This is a genomic window from Nonomuraea sp. PA05 (genome assembly GCF_008086045.1).
Classification (GTDB): Bacteria; Actinomycetota; Actinomycetes; order Streptosporangiales; family Streptosporangiaceae; genus Nonomuraea; species Nonomuraea monospora.
Map to the genome: position 1 here is coordinate 129,819 of NZ_VSEY01000035.1, position 23,251 is coordinate 153,069.

16 protein-coding genes are annotated in these 23,251 nt (G+C 67.3%); 10 read left to right on the plus strand and 6 right to left on the minus strand.

Going from position 1 to position 23,251, the window contains the following annotated elements:
- Positions 1–80 precede the first annotated feature (80 nt).
- The 3 genes from FXF51_RS42730 to FXF51_RS42740 all read left to right on the plus strand — a co-directional run bounded on the left by FXF51_RS42730 (position 81) and on the right by FXF51_RS42740 (position 2,538).
- On the plus strand, positions 81–284 hold the full coding sequence (locus tag FXF51_RS42730; RefSeq protein WP_148440488.1) for a hypothetical protein: 204 nt from the start codon (positions 81–83) through the stop codon (positions 282–284).
- Between the two features lie 164 nt (positions 285–448).
- Positions 449–835 carry an SCO5389 family protein gene (locus tag FXF51_RS42735; RefSeq protein ID WP_148440489.1) on the plus strand — a complete coding sequence of 129 codons (387 nt, stop codon included), beginning with the start codon at positions 449–451 and terminating at the stop codon, positions 833–835.
- A 938-nt stretch (positions 836–1,773) separates the two neighbouring features.
- Positions 1,774–2,538: a GntR family transcriptional regulator gene (locus FXF51_RS42740; protein ID WP_148440490.1), complete on the plus strand. Its 765-nt coding sequence runs from the start codon at positions 1,774–1,776 to the stop codon at positions 2,536–2,538.
- A 664-nt stretch (positions 2,539–3,202) separates the two neighbouring features.
- Here FXF51_RS42740 and FXF51_RS42745 read toward each other — a convergent pair.
- Complete coding sequence (locus FXF51_RS42745; RefSeq protein WP_187414889.1) at positions 3,203–11,185, minus strand: polymorphic toxin-type HINT domain-containing protein; 7,983 nt, start codon at positions 11,183–11,185, stop codon at positions 3,203–3,205.
- Positions 11,186–12,136: 951 nt separating this feature from the next.
- Positions 12,137–12,616: a hypothetical protein gene (locus tag FXF51_RS42750; protein ID WP_148440492.1), complete on the minus strand. Its 480-nt coding sequence runs from the start codon at positions 12,614–12,616 to the stop codon at positions 12,137–12,139.
- A 511-nt stretch (positions 12,617–13,127) separates the two neighbouring features.
- Here FXF51_RS42750 and FXF51_RS42755 point away from each other — a divergent pair.
- On the plus strand, positions 13,128–13,952 hold the full coding sequence (locus FXF51_RS42755) for an NAD(P)H-binding protein (protein WP_148440493.1): 825 nt from the start codon (positions 13,128–13,130) through the stop codon (positions 13,950–13,952).
- Here the strand turns inward: FXF51_RS42755 and FXF51_RS42760 are convergent.
- Positions 13,920–15,353 (minus strand): FAD-dependent oxidoreductase, encoded by a 1,434-nt coding sequence (locus tag FXF51_RS42760; protein ID WP_148440494.1) that lies wholly within the window; start codon positions 15,351–15,353, stop codon positions 13,920–13,922. The two genes, FXF51_RS42755 and FXF51_RS42760, sit on opposite strands and share 33 nt — an antisense overlap.
- 113 nt (positions 15,354–15,466) lie before the next feature.
- Here FXF51_RS42760 and FXF51_RS42765 point away from each other — a divergent pair, with 113 nt between their 5' ends.
- The 4 genes from FXF51_RS42765 (at position 15,467) to FXF51_RS42780 (ending at position 19,872) form a co-directional block, all read left to right on the plus strand.
- Complete coding sequence (locus FXF51_RS42765; RefSeq protein ID WP_148440495.1) at positions 15,467–16,012, plus strand: PadR family transcriptional regulator; 546 nt, start codon at positions 15,467–15,469, stop codon at positions 16,010–16,012.
- On the plus strand, positions 16,009–16,749 hold the full coding sequence (locus FXF51_RS42770; RefSeq protein WP_148440496.1) for an ABC transporter ATP-binding protein: 741 nt from the start codon (positions 16,009–16,011) through the stop codon (positions 16,747–16,749). Before FXF51_RS42765 ends, FXF51_RS42770 begins: the two co-directional genes overlap by 4 nt.
- Before the next feature lie 35 nt (positions 16,750–16,784).
- Positions 16,785–18,575 carry an ABC transporter permease gene (locus tag FXF51_RS42775; RefSeq protein ID WP_148440497.1) on the plus strand — a complete coding sequence of 597 codons (1,791 nt, stop codon included), beginning with the start codon at positions 16,785–16,787 and terminating at the stop codon, positions 18,573–18,575.
- Between the two features lie 91 nt (positions 18,576–18,666).
- A complete protein-coding gene (locus tag FXF51_RS42780; protein WP_148440498.1) occupies positions 18,667–19,872 on the plus strand; it encodes a low temperature requirement protein A in 1,206 nt (401 codons plus the stop codon).
- 14 nt (positions 19,873–19,886) lie between these two features.
- Here the strand turns inward: FXF51_RS42780 and FXF51_RS42785 are convergent, their stop codons facing one another.
- The 3 genes from FXF51_RS42785 to FXF51_RS42795 form a co-directional block, all read right to left on the minus strand.
- Positions 19,887–20,735 (minus strand): hypothetical protein, encoded by an 849-nt coding sequence (locus tag FXF51_RS42785; RefSeq protein WP_148440499.1) that lies wholly within the window; start codon positions 20,733–20,735, stop codon positions 19,887–19,889.
- Positions 20,732–21,244: an RNA polymerase sigma factor gene (locus tag FXF51_RS42790; protein ID WP_187414890.1), complete on the minus strand. Its 513-nt coding sequence runs from the start codon at positions 21,242–21,244 to the stop codon at positions 20,732–20,734. The genes FXF51_RS42785 and FXF51_RS42790 overlap by 4 nt, the downstream gene beginning before the upstream one ends.
- Positions 21,245–21,401: 157 nt before the next feature.
- Positions 21,402–21,899, minus strand: coding sequence for a Tautomerase enzyme (locus FXF51_RS42795; protein ID WP_148440501.1), 498 nt, complete (start codon positions 21,897–21,899; stop codon positions 21,402–21,404).
- Between the two features lie 92 nt (positions 21,900–21,991).
- Between FXF51_RS42795 and FXF51_RS42800 the strand changes: the two genes are divergently transcribed.
- The gene (locus FXF51_RS42800; protein ID WP_148440502.1) at positions 21,992–22,486 is read left to right on the plus strand and encodes a winged helix-turn-helix transcriptional regulator; all 495 of its coding nucleotides are present in this window, start codon (positions 21,992–21,994) and stop codon (positions 22,484–22,486) included.
- 104 nt (positions 22,487–22,590) lie between these two features.
- The coding region (locus FXF51_RS42805) for an ATP-binding protein (RefSeq protein ID WP_148440503.1) at positions 22,591–23,251 on the plus strand (661 nt) is incomplete at its 3' end.

A 23,251-nucleotide genomic window follows, 5' to 3' on the forward strand; every position in this document is an offset into this window, starting at 1 on the left:
CCTGGTGTCGCGCCTGGCACCGGACCGGCCCTTCGTCAGTACATGGGGCGCAGCTCGCTACCTGGAGCCTCGGTGAGATCGTGGTGAAGGTCCTCGTCGGGCAGGTAGAGCCGTACCCGCCAGTCGTCCGCATCGTCCGCCTGTACGAGGACTCACGCGGTCAGCGCACGCAGGACTTTGCTCCGGAGTTAGCTACCGAGGTCGCCGACATCCTCGAAGCGCTTCCCGGCCGAACGCGCGAACTCATCGCCGCACTGAGGACCTCGGCCGAAACGTTCCGCTGATGCCATGACGCCAAGCCCGAGTTCCCATAAATGCCTTTCGGGATTCTCTTGCATCGACCTTTGTAGCCATTTCGCTTCAGTGGCGCTCGTAAGGACAATCTCTAACCTGGTAGAGACAGGCGCAACCGGAGCGATCTAGTTACCGTCAGGCCAGGAGGTATCACATGTCCTTGACCGTTTCCCCCGGCCTGCTTGACCAGGCCAAGAACGGCAAAGTCGATGATGCGGCCTTCATCGACTGCATCCGCGATTCCTTGCCCTATGCCTGGTCAATGGTGAGCAGGCTCGCCGACGAGCGCCAACGCACTGGGGCTGAGTTCGCCGACAACCAGGCGGCCCCTCCGGACGAAGCGGCGTACGGACAAATCTTCCGGGCGCTGGCAAGCACGGCCATCCGCGAGGCGCTGGAGCGCCACTTCGGCGTGAGGCTGGCCTTCCAGAACTGCCACAGGGTCGCTGTGTTCGACCCCACGGCGGAGAACGCGTACACGGCCTTCACGACGCCAGAGGCGCAGGTCCTCAACCAGAGCCCCACGCTCGTGAACTGCTAGCTCAACGTTTCGAACCGTTCCGTGCCCCCTGGCCGTGCCGGGGGGCACTGTCATGCCCGCAGACTGCCCCATTCTCCAGCGGCAGATATCGGGTTCTGGGTTGACGGGGTGCGCTACCCGATGGGGAGGATGTACAGCGTGAAGGGATGGACTAAATTTTGGCAGTGGGAGCGGTGGCCGTGGGCGCGGAATGCTCATGCCAACCTCGGCAAGCATGGTGATTTTCCTGCTTGTCACGAGTACACGAACCGCGAAAGCCCGCCGAGCTACACAACCCCTTGATCGGGCTCTCCACGTACAAGGTGCGCTGTCATGGGCCCCTACGATGACGGCTCTCCTCTCCGCCCCTGCCCGGGATGCGGCCGGCTTGGAACGCCATGATGAAAGAGACGTGTTTCACCATCCGGATCTTCTCGTGCCGACAGCACGCCACTGGACGCAGCAACTCCAAGGCCTTCGGCCAAGCGTGGTCCGAAACCTCGACGAGATCCGCGTTCACCGCCGACGTCAATGGGAGTTGCGGAGCGCCTTGCCGCCACCGGTAGAGCCAGCCAGTCGGCCCCGCGCCTGCGGGGATGGCCCGACGTCTGCCTGCACGCCCGCGCGACATCGTCGGCCCCGCACGCGCGGGGATGGTCCTTCCGCCAGCGGCTCAACCTCGCCCGCCACCGATCGGCCCGCGCCGGCAGGGGTTACCCCTCCACGCCAACGTGCTCGCAAACATCATCTGCGCCCGCGCCGACATCCTGGGACTCGCCGACCCGAGCCGATCGCCTCGTCGAGGAGGCGTGCGATCAGGGTGGCCCCGACAACATCACCGTGATCATCATCGACTCCCACGGTGGTCACGCGTATGACGAGCCTCTTCCCTCGCCTCAAGACACAATCGCAAGACTAGACTTGCAAGTTCCAGACGTCCATACGCGGGAGAGACCATCGTGCCCACCCAATACGGCCAGATCGCCGCCGACTTGCGACGGCGCATCAAGCAAGACGAGTGGCCACCTGGAACGGCGCTGCCCACACAGACTGAACTGTGCGAAGAGTACGGCGTGGCCCGCGCCACCATGACCGCCGCCCTCAACCAGCTCCGAGGCGAACGCCTCGTCACCGGAGTACGCGGCCAAGGCACCTTCGTCCTCGGCTGGAAGCCCGTCCGCGTCCCCTTTCCCCGCTACCCAGCTGCCCTCGAACCCGAAGGGCAGCTCGGCGCCTGGGAGCGTGCGTGCCAGCAGGCCGGCACAACTGGCTCCATGGTGACCGTCGAGGTCGCCCACGAACCCGCCAACGCTGAAGTCGCCGAAGCACTCGGCCTCACCGAAGGCACCGACACCGTGATCCGCCATTCCAGGCACGCCACCCTGGACGACCACACGTGCCAGGTGCACACCGCCTACTACCCCGCGCGGCTCGTTGAGGGAACCTCACTCGCTGGCCAGGAGAAGATCGTCGGCGGCGTCTCCGGCGCCATGCGCGCCGCGGGCATCATTTCTGCGAGCGCGGACGAACACCTGTCCGCCCGGCCGGCCACCGCCGACGAGGCAGCCGAGCTCACGCTGATGACCGGCTTCCCGGTACTCACCCTGGATCGGCTCACCCGCGACCAGGAAGGCCGACAGGTGGAGTGGCTGCGCATGGTCATCGATCCGACGCGCGTAATGGTGGCGTACGACGAGCTGCCGCTTACCCGCCCTGCCGGGTGAGCACCGTTCCAGGACTGACACGCCGAAGTGCGGCCGATGCCCCGAACTGTACGCGATTCTGAGCATCAACACGTAGACGATCAACACTTGACGACGCCAGAGAGACCCATGGCCGGCCAACCGCCTTGTCAGGAAGCGCCGCCTACAACAACGGGCGGAGAGCACATGCCGACCGCATCTCATCACACGAAAATTGGCCGCAACCAAATCGAGCTGAGCTGTCCCTGAGCCACTCCCAGAAGAGTTCCGTCCGCGATCTCGGTCAAGCTCTCCTCTACATCTCCCTCTGGCGCGACACGAACCCATCCTGATTTCGGGTCGAATGCCGTTCGCCACAAATCCTCACCCGATACCCCGTACGATACTCCCGGTTCGAACACAGTTCCGTCGAACCTAATGACACCCGGAACGCCCTCAGGGAGTGGCAACTCCGATATCTTCCAGGATGCTTTCGGAAGATAGCCCCAGACGTGGAGAGCCTCGCACCGAGGTAGCCCTACCTCGATCTGCAGAGTAGCCACGGACACACTGGCCACGCCGCCTACGATGCAATTTTTATAGAGATCAGATTCTGCATGCTCGAAATTGAAACTATATTCAGCAATGGCATACTTGAGAGTCCCGATAAAAGGAGGGCCGAAATTTTTTTCCACGTTCACTGCCACTATCTCCGGTTGCTTTTGAATAGAAAGTGCATAACCGTGTTCGTGCGAGCATCTATGACTAACTCAAAAATGCCTTGTTTGCCATTATAAGTTCCCTCTACCTTCCATGCGACCGCTCCCGGCACGCCTTGCGGGTCCGGCATCGCCCTTCCCGTTTCGATGATATGCTCAATAAGTGTTCTATTCTTCGTGTATCCGCGACTCGCAGAATGACCCGCAACTGTATCTGTGTACTTGAGGTTGGACGTGTCAATCGTCTTAGCCAGCGCCTCAATGCAGTCATCGTTGTGAACCAGGATATCGACGGCGCCGGAACCAGCATAATAGGTATGAATGTCAGCGACAGTGAGATTGTACACCTGCTGCGGCGCCGTCCATCGCCTTACATTGGCGATCTGGATCCACGTGCCAGTAGATGTGCGAAGCCAAGTACTGGGCTGTAGATAGGTGGCATCTACCCACCGCCCCAGGGCAGGCACCCAGAAGGGATGCTGAGCCGTCGCGATGACCGCGTGCTTTTCAATACGGCCCTGGCGCTCGGCCCTGGTGGTGATCTCCACCAGCTGTTTCATCCCAGAACTGTCGATCAGCGCTGTGACCTCTTTAGCTGCCGTCTCTCCGGTAGTGGGATCGGTGGCCAAAACCTCGTCTCCGACGCGGACTTCCTCGATTGGCTTGCGGCTTCCGTCCGCCATAAGCACGAGGGTGCCTGTCGCGAAGCTGTTGCGGCGGCATGCTGTAGCTGCGCCGTCCAGCGCTTTAGCCGCCCTTGGGAACCACTTGGCGAGTTGCTTGACTCCCTTAACCGCGCCGCCAGCTACGACACTGACGATCATCATGAGACACGCCATTCCCCCCTTCTGGTGGCAGCTGACCACGTCTCCCCAGAAGAAATCAGTAATTCCTTCGAGCAGGTCATAGAACCACTGCTTCTCCGCTCGCTTCTTGTCCAACTCCTTCTGCCGCTGTTCCTGCAAGTATTGGAATTCCAGCGGGTCAATATCGTTCCTCTCCGCGAAGTCCGCACACCACTTTGTAACATTGGGGTCAAGGGACCCACCTTTTCCTAGGCATCGATCGTAGAAGGCTTCAGCTTCGGCTACCTCTTTCGCGGCTTTCTTGAGCGCCTCGCATTGCTTGGAGCTGGTGCCGCTCGGACATGTCCAGCTTTCTGGCCCTACCAAAGTTCCGTCTGATGAGACCTTAAAGTTGGGATCCTTGAGCCATTTCCACATCTCCTCCGCTTGTTGTTCACTAAGCCCCATGGCGTAGATCTGATCAATGAAATACGTGTATTTGTTTCGCCCCGATTCCCACAGTCCGTCTGGGGGAGTCATTCCGTTGGGCAGCACGTTTTGGAGCTTCATCTCTGCGATGGTCATCACGTTGAGGTGACCGAACGAAACGCCGCCGCAGCTTTGAATGTCGCAGGCGACCGCCCCGCTACCTTCTGATCTGCTACAACTGCCGATGCAGATACTTGCCCCGGTGTTTCCGGCCCAGCTTGCCGTGGTGCTCGGCGAGTAGATACTCGCTGCCGTCTGGAAGCCCATGCCCGACGTGTAGGAGTTGCCGAGGCCGGCGATGGCACCGCTTCCGATGACGGTGTAGTGGCCGGTGGGGTCAGTGCCGGTCAGGGGGGAGGCGTTGGCGTAGGTGTAGCGGTTGGCCTGGACAGAGGGGCTGGGGGCCAGGGCGGCAGTGTCGCGGCTGGTGAAGGTGCCAGTGCCGGGCTGGTACCAGCGGGCGTGCATGTTGACCTTGCCGCTGTCCGGATCGGTGTACTCGCCCTGATAGCCAAGGTTGGTCTCGTCGCCCGTCTGGGCGGCGGTTTCGCCGAAGGGGTCATAGCTGGTGGAGCTGTTGAGGGCGGTGCCGGTGTAGGTAGCGACAAGGTCTCCGTGAAGGTCGCTCATGGCAGCAGTTGCGGCAGCCGTTCCCTCTTGCAGTCCGAGCAAGGCGCCGGAGGGGTCATGCGAGTATTTGGCCTGGATGCTGCCGCTGACGCTGATGGCGGCGAGGTCGTTGCTGAGCCCGGCGTACAGGTGGGCCTGCTTGGTCGTGCCGGTGATGCGGGAGGTGACGCGGTTGAAGACGTCGTAGGCGTAGAGGCTGTCGCCGTCGGCGATGAGCCGGTCGAAGGCGTCGAAGGTGTGGTTCGTGGTGGCGCCCGCCTTGGTGCTGGTGGCCAGGGTGCCGCGGGGGGTGTAGGTGTAGTCGGTGCCGTCACCTTCGAGCAGGCGGTTGCGTTCGTCGTAAGTGAACGTCTTGTCGCCCGCCTTGGTGCGGTTGCCGGAGGCGTCCCATTCATACGCGGTCGTGGTGCCGCCGGGGGCGGTCCAGGAGGTGAGCCGGTTGGCGTGGTCGTAGGTGTAGGTATTGGTCCCGGCTCCAGCCAGGCCTGTCGTGGTTTTAGTGGTGAGGTTGTCGTCGAGGTCCCACCCATAAGTGATCTTCGCTAGTTCGGTGCCAGTGCTGCTCTTCAAGATCTGGGAGGTGGCACGGCCCATATCGTCGTAGCCGAAGACCTGCGTGTTGGCCGGGTTGGCGGAGGTCAGGCTCTCCACGCGGTTGGCCTTGTCGTAGCCGTACGTCCAGGTGCGCCCGGTCACCGGATCCGATGCCGTCTTGACCCGGTTGGCGTCGTCCCAGGTGAAGGCGGCCGTGCCAGCGGCGTCCACACGCTGGATGAGGTTGCCACTCTCATCGTAGGCCATGGTGGTGGGCTGGCCGGTCGGCTGGGCGAGTTTGGTGAGCAGGCCGCGGTCGTTGTACTCAAGGGTGTAGTCGCCCGCGGTGGTGAGCTGTCCGGCGGAGTCGTAGCCGAAGGTGCGCTGGGCGGTGGCCGCGCCGCCGCCGCTGCCGTCCTCCTGGGTAAGGCGGCCGAGGTGGTCGAAGGCGCGGGTGATCTGCACGCCGCCCGGCTGCAGGACGCTGGTGTTGTTGCCGGCCTGGTCGTAGCCGTAGGTCCAGGTGCGGTCAGCCTCGTTGGGATGCTGGCTGGTGACCGGTTCGATGACCCTTTCGACCAACCCGAGGCTGTTGTAGGTGGTCCAGGTGATGTTGCCTCGGCCGTCGGTCAACTTGGTGCGGGAGCCGTTGGCGTCGTAGCCGAACCGGGTGACGATCTCCTCGCTGGCGGAGACGGGCTCGGTGAGCGTGACAGGCCGGTTCAGGGCGTCGAAGCTCTGCTTGGTGGTGTGCTGCTCGGCCGACGTCTGGCTGATCGGGTTGCTCGCCAGGTCGTAACCGAACGTGGCGGAGCGCAGGGTGGTGCCCGCGGCGTTGAGGTCCTTGACCTCGATCGGGCGGCCTGCCAGGTCGTAGCTGGTCTCGGTGGCGGAGTTCGTGGCGTCGGTGACCCGCACCGGCCGTCCGGCCAGGTCGTAGGTGCTCTTGGCCATGTTCTGCGCAGGATCGGTGAAGCTGGTGACCTCACCGGCGGCGTTGGGCACATACGAGGTGGTCTTCCCGCGCGGGTCCACCGTGGACAGGAGCATGCCCGCGTTGTTGTAGGTGAACCTCGTCGTGTGGGCGGCCGTGGTGGGTTTGCGTTCGATCACCGTTTCGGTGATCTTCCGGCCCAGGTCGTCGTACGTGGCCTCGGTCCGCGCGCCGTTCGGGTCCACGCTGGACAGTTGCTCGCCGACCCGGTCGTATTCGGCGATCCACACACCGCCCTGGCCAGATGCACCTGGGTCGGTCTGGCGGACCGGGTTGCCGAGCGCGTCGTAGTCGATGGTGGTGGTGTAGCCGCGCTGGTCAGTCGTCGAAATGCGCCGCCCGGCCGCGTCGTAGCCATGGGAAATGGACGGAGTGACGGCGGTGCCCCCGGGCGCGGTGTAGGACGGCATGGTCAGCTTCACCGCTCGACCCGCCTTGTCGTAAGCGGTGGCAACGGTGCGGCCTTCCGCCTCCACGGTGTACGTCTGATTGCCGAAGGTGTCATACCCCGCCTGGGTCGTCGGCCGGATGGTGGCCGGTTGCGCGCCCGCCTTGTCCACCTGCACGCTGGGCGCCTTGGTCTCGATCAGGCGGCCGAGCGCATCGTAGGTGTTCGTGGTCGTGTAGTCGGCGGCGGTGGCGCCTGCGGCGTTGCCTCGCGGGTCGGTGACCGCGGTGATCAGGCCGCGATCGTCGACCGTCCACGTGGTGGTGAGGTCCTGATCGCCGTTCTCGATGGTCTGCCCGGTCCGGACGCCAGCGGCGTTGTAGGTGTAGCTGGCGATCTCCTGACGGCTGCTGCCCGTACCGGTGCGGGTTTCCTTCGTAAGCGCACCATTGGCGTCGTAGGCGTAAACGGTCTTACGGTTGAGGCCGTTGGGATCAAGTGCGGTGGACGTGAGCCGACTGGCAGCGTCGTAGACATACTCGGTGGTGGTGATGCCTACGCCAGAAATGGGGTCGGCCCCGGTCACTCGCTTGGTCAGGTGTCCCGCCGCGTCGTAGGTGTTGATTTCCAACGCGATGGCCTTGGTCGTGGTGGCGCCGTTCAGCTTGAGGTCTTCACCGATCACCTGCGACAGCAGATTGTCATTGAAGTACTTGTACGACGTCTTGCGGAGCATCGCATCGACCTGGGCGGCCAGCCGACCGCCGTCGTCGTAGGAGCGTTGCTCCAGTGTGATCTCTGCGGGCGGCTGCGGGTTGACCGGACTGCCGGTCCAGTTCTTCAGCGTCTTGGTGGCCAGTTCCCCGCGCTTGGTGTAGGTGTAGCCGAACACCGCGCCCACCTGGTTCGTGACGGTGTCTTGCAGGCCGAGCTTGTTCCACGTGGTGCGGACAACACCGCCTTCAGGATCGGTGAGCGTCTCCTGGTGTCCGAAGGCATCGTAGGTGTAGGCAGTCGTCCGAGCCGAATCCCCGCCGGTCAGATCTTTGATCGTGGCGGTGAGGGTGTTGCCATCCGGGTCGTAGGTGTAGCTCGTTTCTGCGGTGTGGGTGACGTCGGTAATCTTGTTCTGCACACCCGGCGCAGTCTGCGCGACCAGCCGACCCCCGCCATCGTAGGTGAGGGCGGTCTTCACCCCGTTGGGATGGGCGTCGGAGATCTGAGTCTGTCCGGTGACCCGCCCCAGCACGTCGTGCTCCTGCCTGGTGACCAGTCCGCTGGGTTCGGTCTGCTCGGCCAGGTCCCCGGCTGCGGTGTAGCGCAACTCGGTGACATTGCCCTTGGCGTCAGTGCCGGTCTCGGCCAACCCAGCGGGTGTCGTGCCGCCCCCGACAGCGGTTTCAGTACCGTCGGTGTAGGCGACCGTGGTCGAGCGACCGTTGGGGAAGTCGAGAGTGGCCGGCGAGGTCTGCTTGGTCTGCTCGCCGAAAGAGTTGTATTCGTAGCTGGTGGCATAGGTGTTGTCGGTGGCGCTGGCCGAGCGGGCGTCGCGGACCTTGACCACGCGGTCGTTGCGGGCGTCGAACTGGTCGCTGCTGTTGACGTAGTAGTCGGCGCGGACGGTCTGGCAGTTGCCGGACTGACGGCAGGTTCGCTGAGTGAGGGTGTTGCCGCGTTTGTCGTGGGTGTATTCGGCGCTGTTACCGTTCGGGTCGGTGACCTTGCTCAGGTAGCCACCGGTGTCGTAGCTGTAGGTGGTGGGCTTCTTGACCTCGCCCTGCGTCTTGGCGTTCTGCACCTGGTCTGTGGAAGAGATGAGCCGATAGCCGCGCCAGGAGTCGTAAACGGTGGTGATCTTGCCGCCGTTCGGGTCAGTCACCTCGACGGTGGACGTCCCGGTGTTGCGGTTGATCGTCTCATCACCGATCTGCCAGGTGCCGCCGTGCTGATCGGTGTGACTCTTGAGCCGGTCGGTGGTCGGCTCATGGACGTTGGCGGCCCAGACTCTCCCGGACGGCAGGGTGATCTTGGTGAGCTTGTGCGGAGCAGCCCCACGCGCGGTGTAGTGCCGTTGCACCTCGTACGCGTGCAGCGGCCGGTCGTAGATGGCGACCTCGTCCACCAGGCCGGCCAGACCGCCCACGGTCGTGATGTATCGGTACTCGGTGCCGGTGATGGTTTGACTGAGAGTGCCGACGACCGCGCCATCGAGGTAGAGCGTTTGCAGGTTGTCGGCGACGGTGAGCACCGCGTGATGCCACGCGCCGTCGTTGACCGGTGCCGCTGTGGTGATCGGGGTGGAGGTCGGCTGGTAAGAGCTGCGCAGCTTGCCGTCCGTGCCGATCCCGAAGACCTCCTCCTTGGGAGCATCAGTGTAGGTGCGCAGCGACATGACGGTGCCGCTGGAACTGGTCTTGAACCAGGCCTCCATGGTGGCGTACTTGCCGAGCCTCGGCACGATCCCCTCTGGGGGCCGCACCCCGGTGGTGGGGGTCAACTCCACTGCGCCATCCGGCGTGCCCGCAAGAGCGCCCGGCTGGGCGCGCTTGGCGGTGGCGCCGTAGGTGGCGTCGCCCGTGCCACCCCAGCCCAGGTCCTTGGCGTTGCCGGTGGCATCGCCGAGCCGCCAGTAGGCATACGGGTCAGAGTCCAGCACGGTGCTGCGGTATTGCGAGCCCGGGTCGTGATCGTAGGTGGTGCACTCCTGTGCCGGGTTGCACACCTGGGTGAGCACGTCGCCGACGTAGCTGTAGTTCCAAGTCAGGGCCTTGCCGTCAACCGGGTCGGTAGTGACCGTTGTGATGTGGGAACCGGTCCAGCCGAACATCAGCGACCGGCCGCCCACCGCGGTGGCCTTACCCAGCTTGCCATCGGTGCCATATGTCAGGTCCTGGCTGCGCCCCCGGTTATCGGTGATCTTGGCCAGGCGGCCTTGGGCGTCGAACAGATACGACGTCGAGGACTTGTCCATCAGCCGCCAGCCGCCTCCACTGACAGTTGCGAGGGTGGCGTACATGCCGGGCGGCGGCTGGAAGGTGCCGTTCTTCTTGTCGGCGAAGCGCACCTGTCGCCCGTCCGGGTAGGTGACCAACAGCGCTTCGCGGCCGCGGATGGTCTCCGGCACGATGCGCATGTCCCAGCGGGTTGACCAGCCAGCCCCGAACACACCCGTACGGCGGGTGTCCATGCTGTTGTAGGAGCGCAGCACCGACAGCGGCGGGCCAACCACGGGCACCTGCACATCGGTGACCGATGTGGTGTAGTTCCCGGCCTGCTGATGAAACTCCTGGCCATTGATTCCCGGAGTGGATAACTGCGAGGTGATCGTAGGCTGCCGCACGCCCACCGTGAAGGTATGGGCCATCGAGTACGAGTACGCCCCACCGATGGTGGAGGCATCCGTCATCTTGACGCGCCACCAGTACTGCTTACCCCACGTCAGAGAGCCCGCCGGGATCTGCCAGTTGGCCGACAGCGAGCAACACGTCTCGTACGTGACACATTCCAGCAAGGTAGACGTCTCGCACAAGAAGAATTCGAAATCGATCGAACCTCCGGACCACGTGCTGCCCTGTACCTGTAGCGTTGGCTGCTCGGTCAGTACCAACGCGCCATTGGCCGGCGTCATCGACACAGTGCTGGGCGCTGGCGGCACCGGGCACGGCCCGACGAGCAACCATCCGGTCGGCTCGACATGCGGTGCATAGATGTTCAGGCTCGCAGGGATGTTCTGGTTGGCGAACCAGACACGACGGTCCGAAGCAACATAAGTGCCGAAGGCAACATAGACCCCCCGCTGCCACGGCTGATATGAGCCGCACGGCGGCTCGGCCAGCAACGCGGCCACGGTCGGCGACGAGTTGTCTACTGCCTCTGCCGGCTGCCTGACCAGGCCGGTTCGCTCCTCCTCCGGCAGGGCCCCCTTCGGCGCCTTGAACTCGCTCTTCGGTATGCCTGAATCGGCATCGGTCTGCGTCTCATCGCTGGAGGTCAGCGTGGGCAGGCTTTTGGCGGATCCGAAGGCCTGCTTGGGCGTCTCCGGCACAAGCTGGACAACGGCAGCCGTTGTGGCTGCCGAGGCATTGGCCGCTGCCGGTAAAGCTTGCAGAAGGAGCAGACCCGGCAGCAATCCCATAAGGATGGCCGCCACCGCAGCCGATGCCCAGCCAGAACGAGCCCATGCCAAATTCCGGCGCATACGCCGTCACGCTCCGAACCACAACGAGGCACCCACGGGTGCCAGCCGTCGCTCCACCCCACCCGGCAGGAAACCCGGCTCGTGCGGCTCGGAGCACTTGATCAAACGGACAGAGCGTAACTTTTGTCAGATCACCCGACAAGAGCAACTTCAGTGATCAAAAGGGAGCGGAACGCAACGCACCCGAAAGGACGTGATTCCCGACCTCGCTGCGCGCTCGCCACAAGATGCCCCGTCTCGTGACTGACGTCGCCGCCCCCGATGTAGATCGCAATGAGCTCGTGGACGCAGTCATGTCGGGGTGGGCCAGGCTCGACTGGGTCCTCGCCGCCGACCTGTTCGGTGGCCCGCGATGGTCATCTTCAGCGGGGCACGCAAGGGGTGATTCGGCGACCGGCACATCGGCGAGCGCTCCCAGCGGCCCAAGTTGGTTGTGGTCATCGTCGCCCTGGTGGCGCTCGCCCTGGCCCTGCTCGTGGTGCTCGGCACTCCCACGGTGATTGCCGCCTGACCATCATGCTCGCCACAAACGCAGGTCCAGGTGACATAGAAGAAGCCCCCGCCGAAGCGATCGGGAGGCGGCAGTGGGATGGCGTATCGCAGTCCTGGTCGGCGTGGGGTTGGCCCCGGTCCCGACGATCCCGGCGGCATACTCTCGGCGGCGACCTTCCGCCGCCACGTGACCGGGCCCGTGCTACCCGAGCGGAACGCGGGTCTTGCGGACGATGAGGCCGCGGGCACCGGGGTAGGCCAGCATCATCGCGTGGGAGCTTCTCCAGCGCGGCGGGCGACTTGCCAGTGCTGGCCGGGCCGGAGAGCAGGATTGCGGGGACGCGGGAGGCGAACACCTCCGCCGCAGGGACAAGGGCAGTGGTGACGCAGCGCGATACCCGCGCCACGAGGCTAAGAAGTCAGTTCGCTGTTCATCGCCCTGGTGATCCGACCAGTTGCGGCGTTAATCTTACTGATTACGGCGTCCCGCTCGGACTCAGGCACTTCTTTCCCTTGCTCGATGAAGGTGACGATCTCCGAGAACCATTTCGAGTATGCCTCTCGTACCGCTGGCGAGCCGTAGAGGTTCACCTGCGTACTGGTGACCACTTGATCGTGTACGCCGGGCATGGAATACGGCTCGTCCCCCTTCAGTTCGAGCTTGAGAAGCTTATGCATCACAGCCTCGGTTGAGCTGTACACCATGGTCAAGATGTCGGCGTACGCCCTAGCACGACGCTCTTCCCGTGCCTTTGCCAGGTCATTTTGGGCAGATTGCTGCGCAACCTGCTCAGCATGCTTACGACCCTGGTAACCAGCCAGCCAAGTAAAAGCGACACCCACAATTCCGCTGGTGGCCGTCGCGACGGGGGCGACCCATTCCCATGCCATCGTCCAAGTATGGCTGTTGCCGCTCTCAACCCTCGTCTCGTTGGCGTGGCCACCATCCGCCGTCTGTGGTCCACGGCGACTCTGCTACCGGCAGGACGTACTGGTCCAGCTCCGGGTATGCCTTCACGACTCATAGCTAACGGCTCGGGTAACTCGCGTCCACGCACGCCCCTGGCGCCGCGTGCTGCGGGAGAGATGACGGAGCCGAGCGCAGGAACTGCGCGTCGAGATGCACGACCTCGGGGAGCGCCTGTATCGGACATGGTTGGGCGAGGGGAGCCAATGAGGGGAGCCAACGGGGGCAGATCTGCGGCGACGGCATTCGACGGCTTGAGACGTACGCGCAGGTAGACGGCTCCCCGCCCGACTCCCTCAGACCCTGCCGGACCCCCTTCCCTCGACTGGGGGTCAAGGGGTCGCAGGTTCAAATCCTGTCGTCCCGACCAGATCGACGCTGGTCGGTAAGGGTGTCACCATTTCGGTGGCACCCTTTTTCCGTAAGGGCAGGTGGATGGTGGCGAAATACACGATCATCGGCTGCGGTCACGTCGGGCTGGAGCTGGCCAGGCGCTGGGCCGAGGCCGGGCACGCCGTCACCGGCACCACCACCACGCCAGGACGCGTCCCCGAGCTGCTGAAGGTGTGCGCCGGGGCGGTGGTGCTGCGGGGCGCCGACCAGGAGGCGGTCGCGCGTGCCGTCGAGGGCGCCGACGCCGTGGTGCTGACCGTGAGCCCCCGCCTGAGCAAGGCCTTCGACGCCGCCTCACGGGTCGCCGAGTACGCCGACACACTCATCGCCAGTGCCCGCGTCGCCGTCGCCGCCCATCCGCGCGTCGTCTTCACCAGCTCAGGCTCCGTGTACGGCAGCGGCACCGGCCCGCTGATCGACGAAACGGCCCCCACCACCGGCGACCCGGACGCCTCCCCGCGTTCCTTCGTGGCCGCCGAGCAGGTGGTGCTGGGCTCGCCCGGCGGGGCGGTGCTGCGGATTCCCGACATATACGGCCATCCGGACGATCTGGACTATCCGGCCCGTGTGCGGTTCGCGCACGAGCGGCTGGGCGGGAGCGTGCCGTTCGCGGCGGAGGCACTGCTGTACCGGATCGACTACCGGGACGCGGCGGCCGCCCTGGATTTCGTGGTGACGGAGGGGCTGACCGGTGTGGTCAACGGCTATCCGGACGAGGTGACGCCGCCGACCAACGCCGAGTTCTTCGGGGCGATCTGTGCCGCTGAGGGGTTGCCCGGGCTGACGTACCGGGGGGAGATCCGGATGCCTGAGGTGCCGGTCACGTCGAGCCGGTTACGCGGGCTCGGCTTCAGGTTCGAGCACTGACGCCGCCAGGGCGCGGCCGACGAGCCGGCCGAAGGCCAGGGCCGGGGTCAGGCACATGCCCGAGCAGAACGCGTTCCCGTTGACCGCCGCCGACCCGATCACCTCCCCCACGGCATACAACCCGGGCATGACCCGCCCATCGGCTCGCCGCACCCGCGAACGCTCGTCGACGTCCACACCCGCGAACGTGATGAGCGTGACGGGATGGTTCTCGATCGCGTAGAAGGGCGGCTCGGCGATCGGGGCGGGCAGGTGACGCCGTCCGAACTCCTCGTCCACGCCGCGCGCCACCGCCTCGTTGTACCGCCGCACCTGCGCGGACAGCCCGTCACCCGAGATGCCGGCGACGGCGGCCAGCTCCGGCAGGGTGGCGGCCCGGTGCAGGCCGCGCCGCCGGCCGCAGGCGTCCGCCAGCTCGGCCGGGCTCCACCCGTGCACCATGGGCCGCGACTCGCGCAGCGCCGCCGCGTCGAACACCATCCAGAACGTCATCTGCTCGATCCGGGTGAGCGCCCGCTCCTTGCGGTCGATGCTGGGGTCGTCCTCGGCGATCCAGCGGCGCCCCTTCCGATCGACGTAGATCTCCCACGGCGGCCGTTCCTGGGCCACGAGCTGCGGCCGGTGCAGCCAGTCCACGCGCGGGTCGCCGTCGTCCTGCGGCGGCAGCCCGCCGAACGTCGGCAGGTACCGGCCCGTCCCCTGCAAGCCGGCGCCGGCCCGTCGCGCCATCAGCAGCCCGTCGCCCGTGGAGGTGGGTGCGGCCGAGGTGACCAGCGGCGCGCCCTCCAGCTCGGCGAACAACTCGGGCGCGAACCCGAACCCGCCCGTCGCCAGCACCACGGCCGGCGCCCGCCACTCCCGCCCGTCCTCACCGGTGACGCCCACCACGGCCCCGTCCTCGACCAGCAGGCCCGCGACCGCCGTCCCGCACCGTACCTCGACCAGCCCGCTCGCCGCGTGCGGCGCCAGCAGCCGCCGCAGCGCCGCCAGCACGGCGGGCCCACCGGGCATCGTGGCGGCGTGCACGGTACGCGGAACCGTGTACGGCTCGTGCCCGTACACGATGCGCGGCGTCGAGGGAGCGGCGCTGAAGCCCGCCTCGAACAGCCACTCCAGCACCGCGGGCTGCTCGGCCAGCGACAGCCGGGTCAGGTCCGCGCGCCCGGTCCCCCGGTTGATGCGGACGATGTCGGCGTAGTGCCGTTCGGGGTCGTCGTCGATGCCGCGCGCGCGTTGCGCGGAGAACCCGCCGGCCGACAGGTGCCCGCCCGAGTAGGGCAGCGCGCCGCCGACGTCACCGGCCTTCTCCAGGACGAGGACGCGCGCCCCGCCACTCGCCGCGGTAATGGCGCAGGCCAGGCCGCCAGGACCGGCTCCGACGACGATCACGTCCCATGCCATCCGCCACCTCCTGGATGGAAACAATGTTTCCATCCTGCGGTCCGCGGTCAAGAGCGCGTTTGACAGCACGTACGGCTAACCGCTAGCTCTTAGCTAACCGTTAGGGGGATGTCGTGCAAGACGCGGTGCTGGCGATGCTCGCCAAGGAGCCGTCACACGGGTACGGCCTGCGCGCCCGGCTGCGCCAGAGCCTGGGCCCGCTGGGCGAGTCGATGAATCCCGGCCAGATCTACGTGACTTTGTCCCGGCTGGAGAAGGCGGGGCTGGTCGTCTGCGAGCGGGCCGACAGCCTTCCCGAACGGCCGGACCGCAAGGTCTACGCGCTGACGCCGGCCGGACAGCAGCGGGTGTCCGCCTGGCTGGCCGAGGTGGGCTGGCCCAAGCCGGACATGGCGGAGTTCCATCTCAAGCTCGTCGCGGCGGCCTCGGCCCGGCTCGCCGACCCGGTCGAGCTCGTGGCGGCACAGCGCCGCGAGCTGCTGCGCCGCTTGCGTGAGGCACAACAGGCGATCATGGCCGAGCCGGCGGGGTCGAGGGCCGTGCTGCTGCTGGAAGGGGTCGTGCTGCGGCTGCAGGCGGATCTGCGCTGGCTGGAGGCGTGCGAGCGGGCCTGGTCAACAGCGGGCGCCGAAGCGGATGACAGAGTCGAGGGCGAGTGAACGAGTCGAACGCCGTGATCCAGGTGCGTGACCTGGTGAAGGAGCACGGCCAAGGAGAGAGCCGGGTCCGCGCGGTCGACGAGGTCGGCCTGGACGTGCCCGAGGGGCAGATGCTGGCGGTGATGGGCCCGAGCGGCTGCGGCAAGTCGACCCTGCTGCACCTGCTGGGCGGCCTGGAACGGCCGTCCCGTGGCGAGGTGTGGCTGGCGGGGCGGCGCATCGACAACCTGAGCGAGCGGGCCCTGGCGCGCATGCGACGCCAGTCGGTGGGGTTCATCTTCCAGGCCTTCCACCTGGTGGAGGAGCTGTCGGCGGCGGAGAACGTGGAGCTGCCCGCGCTGCTGGCAGGGCGGTCGCCGCGGCAGGCCAGGCGGCGCGCGGGCGTCCTGCTGGAACGGGTGGGGCTCTCGGCGCGCGCCCGGCACCTGCCGTCGCAACTGTCGGGCGGGCAGCGCCAGCGGGTCGCCATCGCCCGGGCGCTGGCGAACGAGCCGCTGGTCGTCCTGGCCGACGAGCCGACCGGCAACCTCGACAGCGCGGCGACGCTCGACGTGCTGCGGATCTTCGAGGAGCTGCGGTCGGCGGGGCAGACGTTCGTGATCGTCACGCATGACGAGCGGGTGGCGGCCACCGCGGACCGGCTGATCTCCATGCGGGACGGGATGTTCGTGGACGACACCCGGCTGGCCGGCTCCCACCCGCGCGGGCTCGGCGGGCTGATCGGGCTGGAGGGCTGACCGTCATGCGCCCGCATCGTTCTCCTTGGACCGCCATGGGCTCCATCGTGCTCGTCGCGCGCCTGGTGCTGGCCGACGTCCGCCGCCACACCGTCCAGGCCGTGATGCTGCTGCTCGCGGTCACCGTGGCCACCACCACGCTGGCCCTGGGCCTGTCCCTCCACGGCGTGAGCGACGCGCTGTTCGAGCAGACCCGCACGGCCACCGCCGCCCCGGACATCGTGGCCCTCTCCGGCGACACAGGCGCCGACGTCACCAAGGCCCTGACCTCGCTGACGAAGGCTCCTGAGGTGATCGGCCACCACGGCCCCTACCGCATCGTCTACGCCGACCTCACCACCCGCGCCTCCGTCTCGTCCCCCGTGGTGGTGCACGGCTTCGCCGGGAAGCAGGGCACGATCAACCGCCCGCTGGTGACCTCGGGCGAGTGGATCCGTCCAGGCGCCACGGTCCTGGAACGCGGCTTCGCCACCGCGCTCGGCGTGGGCGTCGGCGACCGCGTCACGATCGCCGGCCGTTCCTACCCCGTCGCCGGCATCGCCGTCACCGCGGCCACGTCCATCTACCCCTGGGCGGCGGGCATCGGCCCGGGCGGCGGCCCCACCGACTACACCGGCCTGGCCTGGATGACCCGTTCGGACGCCGCCACCCTGGCCTCGTCCCAGAACCTGCCGGTGACCACGGCCATGGACCTCAACCTGCGCGACCCCGACGCCACCAAGACCTTCGCGAACGCCCACCACATCGAACCGATCCGGGTGAACTTCCGTTCCTGGCAGGACCGCGCCACGCAGGACATCGTCATCCTCAGGAACAGCCAGCCGATCCTGGTCACCGGAAGCTGGCTGCTCAGCTTCCTGGCCGTCACCGGCGTGGCGGCGCTGGCCGCGGGGCGCGCCATCGAGCAGACCCGGCGGGCCGGGCTGCTCAAGGCCGTCGGCGCCACCCCTGGCCTGATCGCCACCGTGCTGCTCACCGAGTACCTGGCGCTGGCGCTGATCGGCGACGCGCTGGGGCTGATGATCGCCCGCCTGGCCATGCCCGCCATCGCCAGCCCCACCGCCAGCCGGATCGGCGACGCGTCCGGGCCGGACGGCTCCACCGTGATCGCGGCGACAGTGCTGGCCGTGGTGGTGGCGGTGCTGTCCACGCTGCGTCCGACATTGCGGGCCATGCGCACGGCGACCGTCACGGCCCTGTCCGCCACCGCGCACCAGCCCCGCCACCGGCCCTGGCTGACCGCGCTGTCCGCGCTGCTGCCGACGCCGCTCCTGCTCGGGCTGCGGCTGACCGCCCGCCGGCCGGGCCGCGCCGTGCTGCAGGCGTTCTCCACCGCCACCACGGTGATCGGGATCGTCGCCCTGCTGGCCCAGCACGCCCAGCCGGAGCGCGGCTACGGCCTGAACGGCTCCTCCGTCCTGCCGAACCTGCGCGGCGAGCACGACCGCCGCCTGCTGCTGGCCGTCACCGTCCTGCTGATCATCCTCGCGATCGTGAACACCATCACCTTCACCTGGACCACCGCCATCGAGGCGCGCACGAACATGGCCATCGCCCGCACCCTCGGCGCCACCCCCGGGCAGATCTCCGCGGGGCTGTCCACCGCCCAGCTCCTGCCCACCCTGGCGGGCGCCCTCGCCGGCCTTCCCCTGAGCTTCGTCGTGGTGGCGATGTTCTCCGCCAGGAACGCGGTCGATCCGCCGTCCTCCTGGGTCCTCGGCGCCGTGCTCGCGATCCTGCTGGTGACGGCGGCGCTCACCGCCCTGCCCGCCCGACTGGCGGCCCGCCGCCCGGTGGCCCAGACCCTCAGCGCCGAGGCTCCCTGACACCCGCGCGGCCCAGCGCCCTCCACACCACCCGCACAGCCCGGGGTCCTCCCACCTCCCGCCGCTCGCAGCCCGGTTCTATCCTCAAGCCGTGAGCGAAGCCGAAGAGCGTCACGCGAGCTGGCTTGAGCTGTTCTTCGATCTGGTGGTGGTCGTGGCGGTGGCGCAGCTCGCTCAACGGCTGCGCCAGCCCACGTGGGCGGATGTCGGCCTGTGGGTGCTGATGTACTACGCCGTGTGGAGCATCTGGACGACGCTCACGCTCTACTCCAACGTGCGCGCCGAACGCACCAGGACGCGCGCCATGCTCGTCGGCATGTTCTGCATCGCCGTCATGGCCGCCGCCATCCCGGACGTCGCCCGGGACGGCGGCCTGCACGAGGGCTGGTTCATCGCGGCCTACATCGTCTGCCGCGTCGGCGCCTCCCAGACGTTGCAGCAGTCGGGCACGATCCTGACGGCGTGGCCGGCGGCCCAGCTCGGAGCGGGGCTGCTGCCCTGGGTCGTCTCCATCTGGGCCGATCAGCCGATGCGTTACCTGCTGTGGGGCCTCGGCCTGGCGCTGGACATGGCCTTCGCCGTCCTGCGCGGTCGCAACCCGCAGCGGCTGATCGCCGTGATGGAGCGGCAGGCCCGCCGCCTCTACGCGCGCGAACGGCGCCGGGACGGCGTCGCGGGCACGGCGGCGCCACCGGCCCGCAAGGTCGTCGCGGCGGTGCTCGACCCGTCGCACCTCTCCGAACGGCTCGGCCTGTTCGTGATCATCGTGCTCGGCGAGGCGGTCGCGCAGGTCGTCCTGGCCTCGTCGGGCGAGACGTGGAACTGGCAGTTCGCGCTGGCGGCGCTGGCCGGGTTCGGGCTGATCGTCGCGTTATGGTGGCTCACCGTCCGGTTCGGCATCAACACCGTCGTGGGGCCCAGCGAACGCGAGATGAAGGCGTACGTGGCGCTGCCCGCGCACTTCGTCATGACAGCGGGCCTCACCGCCACCGCCGCCGGGCTGGGCGTGGTCATCACCTCGCCGGGGACGCCGCTGGACGTCGGGATCGGGTGGGTGCTCGGCGGCGGCCTGGCCGGTTACTTCGCCGCCTCCGCCGTGCTCGGCGCCGCGGCCAGGGCCGAGCGGCGGTGGCTGTGGTTATGGGGGGTGCCCTGCGTGGTGGCGCCGCTGGTGGTGGCGGGGGTGGCGTGGCTGGTGCCTGCTTGGCTGGTGGTCGCGTTGCTGCTGGGGGTGGCACTGTGGCGGGTGGCTTACCGGCCTCGGCAAGACGCCGAGGGGGCGCTGAGGGGGTGCTGATCGCGCGACAGCGCTCAGCCGCCGTCACGGCACCCGGCCTGGGCCTCGCGATACCACGGGGACACCTCGGCCTGCTGGGGGCCCGCATAGACAACGACCCCGGTACGCCCTGACAACACCACACCCGACGGCCACCACGCATCGGGCACGTCCGAGCGGACCTCTCTCCTGGGCCCCACCCGGAAGGAGTCGATTCCCATGCCGCGCTTGGCCAGCTCACCGCGAAGCCGCCCGACCGTCATGCGCAGGTAGGGCACACAGTGCAGCACCTCACCTGGGGCGCTGATCTCGCCGGTGGTGGCGTAGTCCTCACCTGCCCTGGCAGGTCTGCCCAGGGTCACACTGGCGGGCCCTGCCAGATCGGCCGGAATTCTGAGCTTCACCGTGCAGGGGTCGTCGAAGGCCGGGCAGTTCGGGTCGGGGATCGGCTCGATCTGCGGAGTCTCCCCCTCGGCCGACGTGCCCTGACCACCCACCACCTTGCCCACCAGGCTCGGCGAGACCGGCTCCAGCTCCAGCGTGACCGGCAGTCCACGCGCGCTGAACTCCTCGGCATACTGTTCCGGCGCGGCGTACACGTCCTTCACTGTGACGATGTAGTCCTTGCCCGACCTGGCGAAGTCCAGCGCCGCCGCCGGTCGCGGCCAGACGACGACGCCAAGCGCGGCCACGGCGATGACGGTGCCGAACGCCAGGGCGAGCACCGCCGGCTTCCGGGTCCTTCTTCGCGGGACGGGCCGCGTCCCCGCCGCGACCATGATGTGCCGCGCTTGATCCGCCAGATCAGCGGGGTCGGCGCGCACGCCGGAGGCCGGATCGTGCGCCCGCAACATGAGCCTCAACTGCTCGGCATCGTGGTTCATACGGCACTCTCCCCGAATCGCGGCTGGTGCTGAGGATGGTCGGAAAGGAACTGTTCGAGTCGTCTGCGGGCGCGGTGCAACCGCATCCCGGCCGCCGCCCTGGAACAGCCGGCGACCTGGGCCGCTTCGCGGAGGTCGAGCCCTTCCCAGGCGACGAGCAGCACCAGTTCCCTGTCGCTCTCGCTCAGGCTGTTCAACGCCGTCAAGGCCGCCTGCCGCGTGACCACGGCAACGGCGTGATCGTCGCCGCCGCCCACGTCGTGGACCGCGAACAGTCCTTCGCGCCTCTTCTCCTTCTTGACCAGGTTCCCGATCAGCTTCCGCGCCGTGCCGTACAGCCATGGCAACTTCCGATCGGGCGGCACCTCCCGGTACTTCTCCCACGCGATCCTGAACGTCTCGTTGGCGATGTCAGGGGCGTCGGCCGGGCCGACGCGCCGCCACGCATATCGAAGGACCGACTCGTAGTGCTCCTGGAACAGGCGCGTGAAGTCTGCTTCTTCATCCACAGTCACACCTCCTCTATGTCACCAAGCCACCCGATATCACCGAGGAGTCCGTAACTGGGCATTCGGGTTCGGGCCCGCCGACGCCTCAGCCTCTTTCACGACCGGCTTCCAGGAGCCGGGGAGCCGATCGTGCGTTCGCCGCGTCGTCCCCGTCCGGTCAGGGCAGGCGGGCGCGTTCGGCCCGGCTGGCGGCGATGCGCTCGCGCGCGAGCCTACGGGCCCGCTCGGTGTCACCGCCGCTGAGCCGGGCGAGGATGGTGGCGAGCGGCCTGCTCCGCCCCATGCCTCCCCAACGGCCCTCGGGTATCTCGGTGGGGAACACCCAGATCCGGCCGGGGTCGCGCGGCCAGGCGCCGTCCTCGGCGTCGAGGATCGCCTCGGTGACCTCGGCGATGACGTTCGCCCGCTGCCGCTCGCCGAGCTGTCCTTCCGGTACGGACGGGACGACCTTGTAGCGAGGCACGTCCGCCGGCTCTCCACCGACGTGGACGGCGGCCGGCCGGTGCAGCCAGAGCCACGAGACGGAACGAGTCACCGGGTCGGCGGGGTCGAAGCCCTCGTTGCGGATGAGGATCTCGGTGATGCGGTTGAGCAGCGCCGCCTCCGCGTCGGGCTGGAGCGCGCCGTCGGGGATGTACACGTCGAGCATGGGCATGATCGATCCTTCTGAGTTTAGTTTTTCTACTCAGGTGTGGAGCGTAGGACAGCTAAGTTCAACTTGTAAACCCAGATGCCTATACTGAGCCCATGGAGACGCGGCGAATCGATCCGGTGAACTGCTCGGTGGCGCGCGCTCTCTCGGTGGTGGGGGAACGCTGGTCGCTGCTGATCGTCCGCGAGGCGCTGGACGGTGCGCGCAGGTTCAGCGAGTTCCAGGCTCGCCTCGGGATCGCCAGAAACCTCCTGGCGACCCGGCTCGACACCCTGGTGGCCGCCGGGGTGCTACGCCGCGTGCCATACCAGGAGCCCGGGGACCGGCAGCGGCACGCCTACGAGCTCACCGAGCAGGGCCTCGCCTTGCGTCCCACACTCGTGGCGCTCCTGGAGTGGGGCGACAACTACCTCGCCGACCAGCAGGGCCCGTCGGTCATCGTCCGGCACCGATCACCCGACGACGACACGAGCTCGTGCGACGAGCCGGTCAGAGTCGTCCTGGAGTGCGCCGGGGGCCATGGGCATCTCGCCCCCGAGGACATCTACCGCGCACCCGGGCCAGGGGCGCGCTTCATCGACGCGCCCTGAGGCGCCGGTCTTTCGTCAAGGAGACCGTGGACACGACGAGAACAGACGTCAGCGTGCTTCCGGACGACGAGACGCGAGCGCCCGCATGGTGGCACACTGTGATCATGCGGGCACTCCGAGCGAAGTACTTCAACACCACCGGTCCTTGCGACCCGCGGCGCCACTACATGCTGCCACCGACGCAGCGGCTCCCAGAGGCGCGTGCGCTCGTCGAGATGGACCGCTATTTCGTGCTGCACGCCCCTCGGCAGACCGGCAAGACGACCACGCTGGACACCCTGGCCGCCGAGCTGACCGCCGAGGGCGACACCGCCGCCCTGGTGGTCTCCTGCGAGGAGGCGAAATCAGCGGGCGACGACATCGGCTGGGCAGAGGAGATCCTTCTGGACTGCCTCCGCGAGGCCGCCGAGTCGTCGGGGTGGCCGGAGGAGTGGCTGCCGGCGGCCTACCAGCCGCAGGACACGGTGGGCCGACGCTTCCGAACGACACTCAGTGCGTGGTGTCGCCGCGTTCCACGCCGGGTGGTGCTGTTCCTCGACGAGATCGACGCACTGCAAGGCGGCAGCCTGGTGAGCATCCTCAGCCAGTTCCGCCACGGCCACAACAAACGATCGAAGGGTTATCCGTTCCCCGCGTCGATGGTGCTGTGCGGGCTGCGCGACGTGCGTGACTACAAGGTCGCCTCGGGAGGCACCTCCGACGGGATCAACGTGGCCAGCCCGTTCAACATCATCGCCGAGTCGCTGCGCCTGGGCGACTTCACCA

What these genes read in the sequence shown, in the direction of transcription:
- FXF51_RS42735 (WP_148440489.1), top strand. Translation starts at nt 449, where the DNA reads ATGTCCTTGACCGTTTCCCCCGGCCTGCTTGACCAGGCCAAGAACGGC.
- FXF51_RS42750 (WP_148440492.1), bottom strand. Translation starts at nt 12,616, where the DNA reads ATGGCATGGGAATGGGTCGCCCCCGTCGCGACGGCCACCAGCGGAATT.
- FXF51_RS42755 (WP_148440493.1), top strand. Translation starts at nt 13,128, where the DNA reads ATGGTGGCGAAATACACGATCATCGGCTGCGGTCACGTCGGGCTGGAG.
- FXF51_RS42760 (WP_148440494.1), bottom strand. Translation starts at nt 15,353, where the DNA reads ATGGCATGGGACGTGATCGTCGTCGGAGCCGGTCCTGGCGGCCTGGCC.
- FXF51_RS42775 (WP_148440497.1), top strand. Translation starts at nt 16,785, where the DNA reads ATGGGCTCCATCGTGCTCGTCGCGCGCCTGGTGCTGGCCGACGTCCGC.
- FXF51_RS42785 (WP_148440499.1), bottom strand. Translation starts at nt 20,735, where the DNA reads ATGAACCACGATGCCGAGCAGTTGAGGCTCATGTTGCGGGCGCACGAT.
- FXF51_RS42795 (WP_148440501.1), bottom strand. Translation starts at nt 21,899, where the DNA reads ATGCCCATGCTCGACGTGTACATCCCCGACGGCGCGCTCCAGCCCGAC.
- FXF51_RS42800 (WP_148440502.1), top strand. Translation starts at nt 21,992, where the DNA reads ATGGAGACGCGGCGAATCGATCCGGTGAACTGCTCGGTGGCGCGCGCT.